Annotated in this window: 13 protein-coding genes; 5 read left to right on the forward strand and 8 right to left on the reverse strand. The window is 67.9% G+C overall.

From position 1 onward, the window contains the following. Window positions 1–11: 11 nt before the first annotated feature. The gene (locus ASF26_RS12505) at window positions 12–3,443 is read right to left on the reverse strand and encodes an EAL domain-containing protein (RefSeq protein WP_056254258.1); all 3,432 of its coding nucleotides are present in this window, start codon (window positions 3,441–3,443) and stop codon (window positions 12–14) included. A gap of 475 nt (window positions 3,444–3,918) precedes the next feature. On the opposite strand from ASF26_RS12505, the gene ASF26_RS12510 reads away from it, so the two are divergent. Together ASF26_RS12510 and ASF26_RS12515 are read left to right on the forward strand one after the other, a co-directional pair. Beyond that, complete coding sequence (locus tag ASF26_RS12510) at window positions 3,919–4,647, forward strand: pyrimidine 5'-nucleotidase (RefSeq protein ID WP_056254262.1); 729 nt, start codon at window positions 3,919–3,921, stop codon at window positions 4,645–4,647. Continuing rightward, window positions 4,644–5,063: a metallopeptidase family protein gene (locus tag ASF26_RS12515; protein WP_056254265.1), complete on the forward strand. Its 420-nt coding sequence runs from the start codon at window positions 4,644–4,646 to the stop codon at window positions 5,061–5,063. Before ASF26_RS12510 ends, ASF26_RS12515 begins: the two co-directional genes overlap by 4 nt. A gap of 26 nt (window positions 5,064–5,089) precedes the next feature. Here ASF26_RS12515 and ASF26_RS12520 read toward each other — a convergent pair whose 3' ends face one another. The 5 genes from ASF26_RS12520 to ASF26_RS12540 form a co-directional block, all read right to left on the reverse strand. Continuing rightward, window positions 5,090–6,361, reverse strand: a complete 1,272-nt coding sequence (locus tag ASF26_RS12520) for a hypothetical protein (protein ID WP_056254267.1) — start codon at window positions 6,359–6,361, stop codon at window positions 5,090–5,092. A gap of 126 nt (window positions 6,362–6,487) precedes the next feature. After that, window positions 6,488–7,006 carry a DUF2937 family protein gene (locus tag ASF26_RS12525; RefSeq protein WP_018045205.1) on the reverse strand — a complete coding sequence of 173 codons (519 nt, stop codon included), beginning with the start codon at window positions 7,004–7,006 and terminating at the stop codon, window positions 6,488–6,490. Window positions 7,007–7,290: 284 nt separating this feature from the next. Further along, a complete protein-coding gene (locus ASF26_RS12530; RefSeq protein WP_056254270.1) occupies window positions 7,291–7,557 on the reverse strand; it encodes a hypothetical protein in 267 nt (88 codons plus the stop codon). Window positions 7,558–7,564: 7 nt separating this feature from the next. Continuing rightward, window positions 7,565–8,572: a WD40 repeat domain-containing protein gene (locus tag ASF26_RS12535; RefSeq protein WP_056254274.1), complete on the reverse strand. Its 1,008-nt coding sequence runs from the start codon at window positions 8,570–8,572 to the stop codon at window positions 7,565–7,567. A gap of 14 nt (window positions 8,573–8,586) precedes the next feature. After that, the gene (locus ASF26_RS12540) at window positions 8,587–9,258 is read right to left on the reverse strand and encodes a YoaK family protein (protein ID WP_056254276.1); all 672 of its coding nucleotides are present in this window, start codon (window positions 9,256–9,258) and stop codon (window positions 8,587–8,589) included. Between the two features lie 209 nt (window positions 9,259–9,467). Between ASF26_RS12540 and ASF26_RS12545 the strand changes: the two genes are divergently transcribed. The 3 genes from ASF26_RS12545 to ASF26_RS12555 all read left to right on the forward strand — a co-directional run bounded on the left by ASF26_RS12545 (window position 9,468) and on the right by ASF26_RS12555 (window position 11,551). Next, the gene (locus ASF26_RS12545) at window positions 9,468–9,896 is read left to right on the forward strand and encodes a response regulator (RefSeq protein ID WP_018045209.1); all 429 of its coding nucleotides are present in this window, start codon (window positions 9,468–9,470) and stop codon (window positions 9,894–9,896) included. 39 nt (window positions 9,897–9,935) lie between these two features. Further along, window positions 9,936–10,319: a hypothetical protein gene (locus tag ASF26_RS12550; RefSeq protein WP_056254280.1), complete on the forward strand. Its 384-nt coding sequence runs from the start codon at window positions 9,936–9,938 to the stop codon at window positions 10,317–10,319. A 152-nt stretch (window positions 10,320–10,471) separates the two neighbouring features. After that, entirely contained in the window at window positions 10,472–11,551 is a 1,080-nt protein-coding gene (locus ASF26_RS12555; RefSeq protein WP_056254282.1) for an ROK family protein, read from the forward strand. Between the two features lie 126 nt (window positions 11,552–11,677). Here ASF26_RS12555 and ASF26_RS12560 read toward each other — a convergent pair whose 3' ends face one another. Next, window positions 11,678–12,349, reverse strand: a complete 672-nt coding sequence (locus tag ASF26_RS12560) for a DUF2939 domain-containing protein (RefSeq protein ID WP_056254858.1) — start codon at window positions 12,347–12,349, stop codon at window positions 11,678–11,680. Next, window positions 12,349–12,921, reverse strand: coding sequence for an RNA pyrophosphohydrolase (locus tag ASF26_RS12565; protein ID WP_056254286.1), 573 nt, complete (start codon window positions 12,919–12,921; stop codon window positions 12,349–12,351). The genes ASF26_RS12560 and ASF26_RS12565 overlap by 1 nt, the downstream gene beginning before the upstream one ends. Window positions 12,922–12,943: the final 22 nt, after the last annotated feature.

Here is a 12,943-nt window from a genome sequence, read left to right on the forward strand (position 1 = left end):
CGTCCCGTCGGTCAGGCCGCCCTCTCGGCGCGCGACAGCCTGGCGACGACGCCGGACAAGTCCCGTGCGGGAACAGGCTTGCTGAAGAAGAAGCCCTGGACCTCGTTGCAGCCCTCCGCCCGCACGAGATCGAGCTGCGCCCGGGTCTCGACGCCCTCCGCCGTGATCGTCGTTCCGCGTCTCTCGCCGAGCCCGACGATGGCGCGCACGATGGCGGCGGTGTCCGGGTCGGCGATCTCACGGATGAAGGAGCGGTCGATCTTGATCTTGTCGAACGGGAACTGCCGCAGATAGCTCAGGGAGGAGTAGCCGGTCCCGAAATCGTCGAGGGCGATACGGACGCCGAGGTAGCGCAGGCGGTGCAGGCAGGCGATCACCGCCTCGGTGTCCTGGATGAGGACGCTCTCGGTGATCTCCAACTCCAGCCTGTCCGCCGCGAGGCCCGACGCCGACAGGGCCATGATCACGCATTCTTCGAGGCCCGGCTCGCGAAACTGCATCGCCGAGACGTTGACCGCGATCCGGGCGGAATGCGTCCAGGACGCGGCCTCGCGGCAGGCTTCGCGCAGAGCCCAGTTCCCGAGTTCGACGATCAGGCCGGTTTCCTCGGCGATCTCGACGAAGGTCGAAGCCGGAATCATCCCGCGGGTGGGATGGGGCCAGCGCATCAGTGCTTCGACGCCGCTCACGCTGTCCGTCGCGAGGTCGACCACCGGCTGGTAGTGCAGGGTCAGGTCGCGGCGGAGCATGGCCTCGCGCAGCTCGAATTCGAGCTTGATCCGCTCCTCGATCGCCGCATCCATGCTGGCTTCATAGACGCGGGCGGTGTTCCGCCCTGCGGCCTTCGCCCGGTAGAGTGCGAGGTCGGCATGCCTCAGGAGGGGATCGGCCTCGAGTCCGTCCGAGGGGGCATGGGCGATGCCGATGCTGATCCCGATATTGGCCAGGTGCCCGTCGAGCTTCACCGGCAGCGCGATGGCGTCGATCACCCTGCGGGCGACCTCGACAGCCTCGTCGTGCCCGCTGAGATCGACCAGAATGATGCCGAACTCGTCGCCGCCGAGGCGGGAGACGATATCGCAGGGCCGTAGGACATCGCGCAGGCGTTCGGCGACGAGCTGCAACAGGATGTCACCCGCCAGATGTCCGAACGTGTCGTTGATCGCCTTGAACCGGTCGAGATCGAGGCAGAGCACCGCCATCCCGCGACCGCCGTTCCGCACCGAGCCGAGGGCCTGTTCCAAGCGGTCGTGGAACATCGACCGGTTGGGCAGCCCGGTGAGGGCGTCGTGGCAGGCGAGATGGGCGATCCGCTGCTCCACCTCCTTGCGGGCCGTGATGTGGAGATTCATGCCGACGAAGCGGCGGACCTCGCCCGTCTCCGAGTCGAGGACGGCTTGGCCGAATCCTTGGAACCAGCGGCATTCGCCGGTCGACGGGTGCAGGACGCGAAATTCCACCTTGTGGTTGGTGCGTGTCGCGATGGCCCGGCTCGCCTCCGCCCGGACCCGAACCAGATCCTCTGCCGGAAGGTTTTGCTCCCACTCCGTCATGGTCATCACGAGGCCGGCGGCCGGATCCGCCCCATCGAGGGGCAATCCCTGCATCCGTGCGCTTTCCTGGGACTGCCAGATCCGGCCCGAGGCCACGTCCCATTCCCAGACCCCCGCCTCCGCCGCGTCCTGGGCGAGGCGCAGCAGGTCGCCGGTGCGTTCCAGCGCGTTCCGGGCGGTGATGATGTCGTCGATATCCAAGGCCGTCGCGAGCCATCCGGGCTGGCCGTCGAGGAGGCGGATGGGGCGCTTGCTGACCTTGTGCCAGCGGTAGACGCCATCGGCGCGGCGGATGCGAACCTCGAAATCGTAATCCTGCCATGCCTTGTGGCGGTCGCAGACATCGCCACGGATGCGGCTGCGATCGTCCGGGTGACAGGACTCGACCCGCTCCTTGAGGGAGAAGAGCGGCCGCTCGTAGTAGCGCCCGAAATGGCGGTTGCAGTAGGTGGTGTCGCCGCGGTCGTTCGTGATCCAGACCATCTGGGGCAGGAAGTCGGCGAGCAGGCGGTAGGATGCCTCGCTCTCGCGAAGCGAGCGTTCGGCCCTATGCCGGGCGGTGATGTCGGCGAAGGTATAGACGGTGCTGCCGTCGGCGAGTGGCACGCCGCAGAGTTCGAGGAGCGTCCCATCCCGCTGCAGGTGCTCGCCGCTGGCGCCCGCTTCGCCGTGATCGCGTTTCCCGTCCCGGCCCCGCCTGTCCAGGGTCGCCGGCAGCGAACCATCCCGTTCGGCGATGTGGCGGCGGAGGTCGTCGAAGGGGGCTCCGTCGTGGAGCATGCCCTCCGGCAGGTCGAGGAGCAGGTTGAGGCGCTCGTTATGGACCCTGACCCGGTCGTCCGCATCGACCATGACGAGGCCTTCGTCGATGCTCTCCAGGGTGACGCGCAGGAGGTCCGTCGTCTCGCGCAGGTGCTGGTCCGATCGGGCCAGTTCGGTGACGTCGAGGCAGATTCCGGAGATGGCCCGGATGCCCCCGTCCGGATCACGCTCGACGATTCCGCGCTCGGCGACCACCCGGCATTCTCCACCGGGTCGGACGATCCGCGACCGATGCTCGTAAGTGTCGCGCGCGAATGCCCCCGACCCCGCTACGGTGTCGTCGAGATGCCAGCGGACACGCTCCCGGTCCTGGGGATGGTAGAAGCCCAGATGGTCGTCGAGGGGGATGCGCGTGAGATCGGCGGGCGCGCGGCCATGGATCCGCGCCATCCCCGCCGACCATTCGACGCAGGCTTTGGCCACGTCGATGCGCCAATGTCCGAACCCCGCGATCTCCTCGGCCAGGCGCTGAGATGCCAGGGCCGCTTCGAGATGGGCTTCGCGGCGGGTGAGCATGGTCGTGACGCGCAGGCGCTCGCGCAGCTCAGCCTCGCGCTCCGCATTGGCGCGGTGAAGGTGCAGGTGCCCGGCGACGATGAGGGCGAGATCCTCGAGTTGGACCAGGTGTTCGTCCGTGAAATCCGGACGCGAGACGGTGTCGATGAGGCACAGCGTGCCGGTCCTGTGCCCGGAACGGAGCGTGAGGGGCACGCCCGCGTAGAACCGGGCTCGAAGTCCACCCGTCACCAGGGGATGGTCGGCAAATCTAGGGTCGGCGAGGAGATCGGGGATCACCACCGGCCCGCTGGATTCGCCGGCGATGGCCTGCCCCGCGAACGCATCGGACCAACCCGGCATCGCCCCCGCGGCACCCGATCCCGCCTTCAGCGCGGGAAATTCGGTATCGACGAGGGGGACGAGGACGATGGGAACGCGGAACAGGGCCGACGCGGTGCGGCACACGGCGTCGAGATGTGGCTCCGGATCACCATCGCTCGGATGCGTGGAATCCGCCTCGATGGCATCATTCCGCTCCTCGTCGCCTCGGTCGTGTGCCCGATCTTGCACGTCGCACCATCCAGGAAAGCAAGCCGACGTTATCCGTCCTGCCGATGGCGTCGATCGACGCTGCGTCATGGACGTTACGCGATGTACATTACGCTGATCAACGTTGCGATAGTCCTACTCTTTCCTTCGAACCATCGCCTTCATTCGGCCGATACGGCACGGGAACGCGAAACGGCAGTTTCGTCATCGGGAGGGATCGAATGGCCAGGGCGATCGCTTGAAGCCGTGTGAGCGGCTTTCCGGCGCGGCCTTGTCAGGACGTACGTCCCGACAAGCCTCGAGCGAAGCGAAAGCCCGATCCCGCGCCGGCGCGCCCCGGCGATCGAGGCCAGCGCGACAACCGAGGCGAGCGTATCGAGCGATTGCCCCGATCGAATGGCCGAGCTTCCTTTCGCAGGGCGCAATTTCATCGTAACCGTTGGTGGCCATACCGGTCCTGCACCGTTCCCGCCGCCTCGAACCCCGTTCAGCCACCTTGTTCCTTCCCGGCGAAAGCCATCTCTCCAGCGCGGGCTCCCGTGGCTTCTCGAGCGTCGACACCTGGGTGTTCGATCTCGACAATACGCTCTATCCCAGCGACGCCCTCGTCTGGCCACAGGTCGACGAGAGGATCACCCTGTACGTCATGCAGCTCTACGGGCTGGACGGGATCTCGGCACGGGCGCTGCAGAAGCATTTCTACCATCGCTACGGCACCACCCTGAAGGCGCTGATGGTGGAGGAGAATGTCGACCCCTATCATTTCCTCGATTTCGCCCACGACATCGACCATTCCACGATCCGCCTCGACGCGGCCTTGGGCCATGCCATCGAGCAGTTGCCGGGCCGCAAGCTGATCCTCACCAACGGCTCCCGCCGCCATGCCGAGAACGTGGCTGCCAAGCTCGGCATCCTCGACCATTTCGAGGACGTGTTCGACATCGCCGCCGCCGACTTCGTGCCGAAGCCCGAACGCTCCACCTACGAGCGCTTCCTCGCTCGGCACGATGTCGATCCGCGCCGGTCGGCCCTGTTCGAGGACATCGCCCGCAATCTCGTCGTGCCCCACGAGTTCGGAATGGCGACGGTCCTCGTCGTGCCCCGCACCATCGATCCGTTCCGCGAGGCTTTCGAGCAGGAGGCGGTGAAGGAGCCGCATATCGACCACATCACCAACGATCTCGCCGCGTTCCTGGGCGACCGGGTCCTCCCGGTCCTCGGATGAACGCTCCCGCCCGGAATTGGGCCGATCTCCAGGCGCCGTCCCTCGACGACGTGGAGATCCTGGCACGCGATGCCCTCGCCCGCCTGCCGCCGGAGTTCCTCGCCTTGTGCGAAGGCGTGACGATCCACGTGGAGGATTTTCCCGACGACGCCACGCTCCGCGAGATGGAGTGCGAGAGCGAGTTCGACCTGCTCGGCCTGTTCCGGGGCGTCGGCCTGGCGCAGGGTGGCGAGGTGGCGACCGGGCAGTGGCACAACCGGGTCTGGCTCTACCGCAGGCCGCTCCTCGATTATTGGGCCGAGCACGAGGAGACCCTCGGGCATCTCGTGACCCATGTCCTCATCCACGAGATCGGCCACCATATGGGCCTGTCCGACGACGACATGGCCGCCATCGAGTCGGCGGCGGACGAGTGAGATCTGGATGAGCCCGTCCGGTTCCGTCAATCGTCGTTGGCGGGACGCGGGCTCACCGCGCGAGGTCTGAGCAGGCTGGCCTTCGGGCGACGGGTGCGGAATTGCCCGCGCTCCACGGCGATGAAGACGAGCACCGTGACGGTCAGCGTCGTCACCCACCAGATCACCGTGAGGCCGACGCCGATACAGGCGATGGTGAAGGCGCTGGCGAAGACCGCCATCGCTCCGGGTGCGATCGCGCCGGGGGCGGTGGCGGTGGCCGAGCGGCCGCTATGGAGGATCGCCGCGTGGAGGGCGAAGGCCGCGGCGAAGGCGCCCACGATCCCGAGTTCGTACCAGAGTTCGAACAGCATCGTGGTGGGGGCGTTGCCGGGCAGCAGGTTCACGAACCGGCCGCGCGAGGCGGTCTCGAACCCGTGTCCGGTCACGAGGCGGACCGGCTCGGTGGTCACCACCTTCTGCCACGCCTTGATGGTGAGGACATTGGGCGCCGTCGGACCCAAAGCGACGATGCCGATGGGCCGGGCGATGAACGGCAGGAACGGCGCACTCACCAGCAGGCCGCCGCAGACGAGGGCAACCGCGCGCACGCCGACGAGGGGGCGATAGGTCGTGAGGGCGAAAGCCACCGCGCCGACGGCGAGCGCCAGGATCTGGGTGATGTTCGGCGAGATCGAGAGGGCCAGGGCCACGAGGATGGCGGTTCCGAGGGCCTCCAGATCACGCCCGCGCGAGCGCAGCCACGCCACGGAGGGCCAGACCAGCAGGGCGAGCACCGTCAGCCCGCGATCCGCCGAACTCTGGTCCTCCGGCATGGTGCGCAGGAGCGTGTCGCCGAACAGCCCGAACACGATGGAGACGATGGACGCGGCGATGACGCCCAGCGGCAGCAGGTAGAGGTTGGCCGAGCGCATGCGGTCCGGCAGCGCGAGATAGGCGGCCAGGGTCATCAGGATGGTGGCCGTGAGATTCAGAAGGCGCTCCGTTGCCGGTCCGAGGAACGGCGTCCAGACAAGGGACAGGGCCGACCAGAGGACGACCAGCCCCCCCGCCAGGAAGGCCGTGGACGTCAGCATCCGGGTCGCCGTCACCCGGAGCGGCCGCTGCTTGCCGTCGATGGCGCTGGCGATGACGATGAGCGCGATGGCGATGGGCGCCAGGATCACGGTGGCGCGCCGGGCCACCTGCGCCGCCACGGGGAGCAGGACGAAGAGGCCGAAGAACCCTACACGCCGGAGCAGGGCCGCCGCGTCGAGGGCCGGATCGATGGAGGGTCGAGAGGTGGGCGCGCGGGCCATGGTGCGATTGCAGCCGTTCGACGGCGCCACGAGTCCGCCCGTGCGCTACCGGTCGAGTCGTAGTGCAGGGAGGCGGTGCGCGCTGTAGATGTCGTGCAACACCCGTGCGTCCTCCGCCGCCTGCCTTCACGCGGCCTTCGGTTGCCGCCGCCTCGGAACCAGGCGCCGGCCGACATCCGTCAGCACCCGCCAACCCGCCCAGGTCGCCAGGAAGCCGAGGAATCCGGCGATGATCCCGTCGGCACTCGCCGGGACTGCGGGCACGTAATCCTGGTAGGTGGCGCGGGCCAGCGCCATGTCGGGGTCGCGCAGCAGCGCGGCGAAACGGCCCATGGGGCCGCCCGCCTCGGTGAGGGCCTGCTTCTGGGCGTCGAGACGCTGCAAGCGCTCGATATCGGCGCGGGCCGCTTCCCCGCGACGGGCCACCAGGGCGTCGCCGTTCCCGCGCAGGCGCTCGACGGCCCCCTGCCGGTTGGTCCCGCTCGCGGCGGCATCCGCGTCGAGGGCGGCGATGGAGCGTCGCAACTCGTCGAGGGTGCCCCCGAGCCGCTGCGCATATTGCTGCGCGAATTCGGGTCCCTGGGCGGCGACGATGCCGCCTAGGATTCCGAGGGCGAGGCCAAGGGTCCGGATCACACGCAGCACGATTCATCCCTCAACACGTCGTCAGACAAAAGGCCGAGCCGCGTAGCGGTTCCCGAACGGCCGGATGGCGCACGAAGGGGCCGCTCCATGGCGGTTCCCGAACGGTCGGATGACGCACGAAAGGGCGGTTCCGTGGCGGTTCCCGAACGGTCGGAAGGCGCACGAAAGGGCGGTTCCGTGGCGATTCCGAACGGTCGGATGGCGCACGAAAGGGCCGCTCCGTGGCGGTTCCCGGACGGTCGGATGGCGCACGAAGGGGCCGCTCCGTTGCGGTTCCCGAACGATCAGGGGAGGTCCGCCAAGGCGGCTTCCACCTCCGCCCGCGTCACCTCGGCGAGGGGTTTGGGCACCTTCGCGGCCTGCGTCTTCCGCCCCGGCCTCATGACGAGGACGATCGTCTCCAGGCCGGGACAGGAGGGGTCCGGGCACAGGATCTCGTTGACCTTCACCACGGTCCCGGGCTCGACGAGGGCGCGGATCCACTCTTCGACCCGGCGGCGCGCGGTATCGTCGGCCGGTTCGCGCCGGCGTCCGAAGCCGAGGAGCGCCATCGCCGCCTCAACCCGGCAGCGTCAGGATGCCGGCCATGCCGCCGGCGCAGCCGAAGGCGAGCCGGCCGCCGCGCCCGTCCCAGGCCAGGGCGGAGATCGCTCCGCCCTTGGTGGCGGGCCGGACCAGCAGTTCCGAGGCGTCGGCGAAGCGCACGAGCAGGATGCAGCCGTCCTCGTAGCCGATGGCGAGGACCAGGGCCTTGGGGTGGAACGCCACCCGCGTCACGCGGGCCGGGCGGATGCCGCATTCGCGCGGCGCCTTGCCGGTGGGGCCTTCCTTCGAATCGAACGGCCAGATGATGGCGGCTTCCGCGCCGCTTGTGGCGAGCCAGTTGCCGTCCCCCGACCAGCTCACCGAGCGCACCTTGCCGGGATAGCCCGACATCCGCATGTGGCCCCGGTCGGGCTGGAGGCGCCAGCCGTGCAGCGAGTTCTCCTGCATCGTCGTCACCACGAAGCGGCCGTCCGGCGACCAGGTCACGTCGAGATGCGAACCCTTCCATTCCACGAAATCGGGTGCGGTCTCGAGGTTCGGGTACCAGAGGGTGGCACCGTTGTAATGGGCCACGGCGAGGCGGTAGCCCTTGGGCGCGAAGGCGAGCCCCCGCGCCGTGGTGGGCGCGGCGAAGACCTTCTCCCGGCCCTTGGCATCGCGGGCGACGACGTTGCGGCCGGCCGCATAGGCGATGGCGCCATCGGAATGGAGCGCCAGGGCGTCGATCCAGGCCCCGCCCTTGGCGGTCGCCACCTCGGTCATGTCGCCATCGGCCGCGACCGCCACGATGCGGCCGTCGTCGCCGCCCGTCACGATCCGCCGTCCATCGCCCGAGGCCACCAGGATACCGGCATCCGGGTGAGCCTCCACGCGCCGCGTCTCGTGGGGGCCGACCAGCATCACGGCGCCGTCGCCCAGGGCCAGGGCCAGGACGTCCTTCAGCCAGACGGCCCCGGACACATGGGCACCGGACTCCAGCGGAACGACATGATCGACGAGTGAGGGAGCGCTGGCGCTCATCGGCTAAGAACCTCTCAGGACGCGGATGCGGAATCCGGCGCCGATTTCAGCACCGTCATCACAATAGCGACCAGGGTAAGACAACCGGCGATGCCGGCGGGAATGGCGAGGGCATACAACGCCAGGCGGCCATAGGCGACCGCCCCGAGCAGGGAACCGCACAGCAGCGCGAGCCAGACGACGCCATCGCCCACCCAGCCGAAGCGGGGTCCGCGCCCCGCGAGGGCCGAAGCGAGCTTCTGCCCGGTGCTGAACAGCGCCCCCGTGACGAAGGTGGTGCCGGCCCGGAACCCCTGGACATGGGCGAGAGCGGCGTTCTGTGCGCCCATGGCGAGGGCGAGAAGCAGTGAGGCGTGGCCTGGGCTCGGGTCCTCCACCGCCGTGAGATAGGCGCCGGATACCAGGACGGTCTCGAAGCCGAGAAGCACCGGAGTGCTCCACCGGGCCGGGGTCAGGGCCGAGAGCCCGCCCCCACACAGGCTTCCGAGGAAGAAGGCGAAGATGAGAAGGGCCGGCAGAATCGCCAGGAGGGGCGTGTCGTGCCCCATCGCCACGGCGAGCTGGGTCGTGTTGCCGCTCATGAACGAGGTGTACAGGCCACCGAGTCGGATGAACCCGAGAGCGTCCACGTAGCCCGCGAGGGCCGTGAGGATTAAGCCGAAGCCGAGATGCCAGTTGCGGCTCATGACAGGGACCGGCTCATTGCAACGCGCGATGCCTGGACGCTGTGGTCCGTCCCGGGACGACCGGCACCGGGCCGGTAGGGTTAAGGCATTGCTTACCAAGTCTGCGCAATTCGAATGAACGGGATCGAACATCGAAGCCGTGAGCCCCGTTGGTGTGACGATCCGGCGTCGGGATGGTCATTCCAGGCCGGGTGAGTTGGAGTTGCGTCATGATCCCTGTCGCTTACGCTGCCTTCGCGTTGCCGAATTTCGGCTCCGTCCGCGGATCCGAAACCGTCCTGGTGGTGGAGGATGAAGCCATGGTGTGCGAACTGGCCGTCGAAGCCCTCATGGACGAAGGCTACCGCGTTCTCAGCGCCGCCGATGCCGAGGAGGCCGAAGACATCCTGGCGCGGGAACGCGTCGACCTGCTCTTCACCGATATCGATTTGGCCCGCAACACCAATGGCCTCTCCCTTGCCCGCCGGGCGCGGCGCCTGCGTCCGAACCTCCCCGTCATCTACACGTCGGGAGGACGCGGAAGCCTCTCGCAGGCGGATGCGGTGGCGGAATCAATCTTCGTGCCGAAGCCCTATCGCCCGAGCCAGCTCATCGCCCTCGCCAACGGCCTCCTGCGCCGTTTCCCCCACTACGCCTGAGCGCAACCGCGCCCCATTCCTCCTGGAGCCCCATCCCCCATGCGCACCCTGCTAGCCACCGCTCTCGTCCTCTGCGCCACGACGCTCAGCGCCTACACGACAGGAAACGCCAAGGCCGCGTGCGACGTGAAGGGGGCGAAGCTCGAGGAAGCCATCGCTGGCAAATCCGAGCTTCGTGAAACCGCCAACAAGCAGGCGGTGCGCGACCTGCGCACCCTGCGTGACGCAGCGATCATCCTGGAGACGTACAAGTACGAGGGCGAATGCGATCGCCTCGTCGCGATCATCAAGGCGCTGGCCACCAACCCTGAGAGGGCGATCGAGCAGAGCGGCGATACCGACGAAGAGAAGGCGGAGGATCTCATGGAAGCCCGCCAGCCGAAGGCTCCCCCCGCCGAGGCCGCCCCCGCCAAGGCGAAGTGACCACGCTCGCAAAAGCTGGAATGCGTCTCGGACGGAACACTCGCGGGGCGAGAACGCTTGCATCGCTGGCCATGCCGAACTCCACGCGGCGGGCCAGTGCGGCCGGATCTCGACGGTCGGCATTTCCCTCACTCTGAAAGGATCGATCGAGCATGGGCACGGATACGGCAACGCGCGGATCGAGCCTCTCCCACGCGTCGAACGACCTGCCCTCGGTCACCCTCGACGATTACAACATCGAGTTGAAGAACGGCGAGGGCTTCATCGGTGATCGCGTATCGAAGAAGGCCTTCCGCGATCTCGTGGAGGATTGGCGCGAAAAGCTGCGCAAGCTCGGTCCCGACCCGCTCGGCACGAAGCCGAGCCACGATTTCAGCAAGCGGCGCCTCGACGACCTGTTGATCGACGGTGCCCCGCTCGCCGCCGGCGTGGTCTTCGGCGCAATCGAGGAATTCGCGCAGGAACTCGCCACGGTCGTACGGCGCTTCCTGCGTCAGAAAGGGTGGCGCGATACCCAGAGCATCGTCGTCGGGGGCGGTTTCAGCGACAGCCTCGCCGGACGGCTCGCCATCGACCGGGCCAGCGTGATCCTCCGTGCCGGCGGTCTCAACCTGAACCTCGAACCGATCCGTCACCACCCGGACGAGGCAGGGCTGATCGGGGCCGTCCACTTGGCGCCGTCCTGGATCTTTTCCGGGTACGACAGCCTGCTCGCCGTCGATATCGGGGGCAGCAACATCCGGGCGGGAGTCGTTACGACCAACCTGAAGAAAGCCGCCGACCTGTCGCGCGCAGAGATCTGGCGTTCGGAGCTCTGGCGCCACCGCGACGAGGATCCGGCCCCGAGCCGCGACGAGGCGGTCGACCGCCTGATCGCGATGCTGAACGACCTGATCTCGCGGGCGGAGCGCTCGCGCCTGAAACTCGCGCCCTTCATTGGGGTCGGGTGCCCCGGCGTCATCGCCGCCGACGGGACCATCGAACGCGGTGGCCAGAACCTGCCCGGCGATTGGGAGAGCAGTCGTTTCAACCTTGCCGAACGGCTGGTGGAAGCCATTCCCACCATCGGGGATCACGACACCATGGTGCTGATGCACAACGATGCCGTGGTGCAGGGCCTCTCGGCTATGTCGGACATGACGGGCGTCGCGCGATGGGGCGTCCTCACCATCGGCACCGGCCTCGGCAATGCCCGCTTCACCAACCGACGGCTCCCCGACACGGTGCATTGAGAATCGGACCGCGCGACCTTCAGCGCGCGGTCCCCACGGTTTGGAGGGGCTCCCGCGCATCGCGAGCCCGATGTCATCCCCCGCTCAAGTCTTCGGAGTGTCGCAGGTCGTCGGGTGTAAAACTGCTCAGGGCGGGGTAGGCGGCGGTACGGCATCCTGGTCCGGATGATTGCGGACGCGGGCTACCTTGCTGGCGATGCGGTTACGCAGGTCGCTCGGTAGTTCGATCTCAACCAGCCGCCACGACCACCCCCGCAGGCGCAGGCGCAGGCGGAACCGCTGCGACCGCGACGCTTCGGGAGGCACGGCGATGACGAGGGTGCGGAATCCCCGCATCTCCGAGGAAAGGTAGTACGGAATCAGCCGAGAGATGGTGTCGATCTTCAATCCGGCGGGAACGTCGCTCCTGTGCTCGGCATCGGAACCGGCGGCATCGCCGCCGCGGAGGCCGATATCGAGGGATTGCGGAATGCCGTCATCGAGGAGATCGATGACCGACTGTGCCGTCACAAGGGATTCGGTCAGAGGTTCGGCCAGGGCCGCCGCGGCTTCGATCAGTCTCTGTCGATCCCGCGAGAGCTCGACCTCGGCACCGGCCTCGCCCCTCGGCTGAGAGGCGGCGGCCGAGATCTGACGGATCATGGATTGGCGCAGGATGCGGAAGTTGACGTGCCGTTCGACATACCCGACGTCCCGTGCCTGCACCGCCGAGGCCAGATCATAGAGCATCCAGAACGGCGTCAGCGTGTAGACGAACCACGACAGAATCAGGGAAATGGGGATCCACCACAATCGCATCATCGCGATGGGGCAGCCCTCTGCGCCTGCTCGCTCCACCCGGCAAGGACTGCGAACTGGGCGACCACGGACTTGTAGACGGGCCGCTTGAACGGCACGATGAGGTCGGCTAACCCGTCCATCTCTTCCCAACGCCAGGCATCGAACTCGGATTTGTGCAAGCCGCCGCCGGGTGAAAGCACGTCGATCTCGGTCTCGTCCCCGACGAGACCGAAAGCGAACCACTTCTGCGTCTGTCCGCGATACCGGCCCTTCCAGGCCTGTTTCAGTACGGCGGGCGGCAGATCGTAGGCGAGCCAGCCGGGTGTCTCCCCGAGGAGTACGACCGAACCGGCCGAGACGTTGGTTTCCTCGTGCAGTTCCCGCAGGGCCGCCGCGAGAGGATCTTCGCCCTCATCGATCCCACCCTGCGGCATCTGCCAGGCGCGGTCTCCTTGCACATGCTCCGGCCCCGCCTCCTGACGGCGACGGCCGATGAAGACGCTCCCCCGGGGAGCGATCAGCATGATGCCGACGCAGGGCCGATACGGCAGGTCGGGTTCGGGCACGGTGAGCTTCATCGGCGGGACCATAGGTTAGGGCAGCGATGGGCCG

Origin of the sequence: Methylobacterium sp. Leaf93 (genome assembly GCF_001422345.1) — a bacterium.
Lineage (GTDB): Bacteria > Pseudomonadota > Alphaproteobacteria > Rhizobiales > Beijerinckiaceae > Methylobacterium > Methylobacterium bullatum.

Coding starts and splice junctions, on each gene's coding strand:
- ASF26_RS12515 (WP_056254265.1), top strand. CDS start 4,644: ATGAACGCTCCCGCCCGGAATTGGGCCGATCTCCAGGCGCCGTCCCTC.
- ASF26_RS12520 (WP_056254267.1), bottom strand. CDS start 6,361: ATGGCCCGCGCGCCCACCTCTCGACCCTCCATCGATCCGGCCCTCGAC.
- ASF26_RS12530 (WP_056254270.1), bottom strand. CDS start 7,557: ATGGCGCTCCTCGGCTTCGGACGCCGGCGCGAACCGGCCGACGATACC.
- ASF26_RS12535 (WP_056254274.1), bottom strand. CDS start 8,572: ATGAGCGCCAGCGCTCCCTCACTCGTCGATCATGTCGTTCCGCTGGAG.
- ASF26_RS12540 (WP_056254276.1), bottom strand. CDS start 9,258: ATGAGCCGCAACTGGCATCTCGGCTTCGGCTTAATCCTCACGGCCCTC.
- ASF26_RS12545 (WP_018045209.1), top strand. CDS start 9,468: ATGATCCCTGTCGCTTACGCTGCCTTCGCGTTGCCGAATTTCGGCTCC.
- ASF26_RS12550 (WP_056254280.1), top strand. CDS start 9,936: ATGCGCACCCTGCTAGCCACCGCTCTCGTCCTCTGCGCCACGACGCTC.
- ASF26_RS12555 (WP_056254282.1), top strand. CDS start 10,472: ATGGGCACGGATACGGCAACGCGCGGATCGAGCCTCTCCCACGCGTCG.
- ASF26_RS12560 (WP_056254858.1), bottom strand. CDS start 12,349: ATGCGATTGTGGTGGATCCCCATTTCCCTGATTCTGTCGTGGTTCGTC.
- ASF26_RS12565 (WP_056254286.1), bottom strand. CDS start 12,921: ATGGTCCCGCCGATGAAGCTCACCGTGCCCGAACCCGACCTGCCGTAT.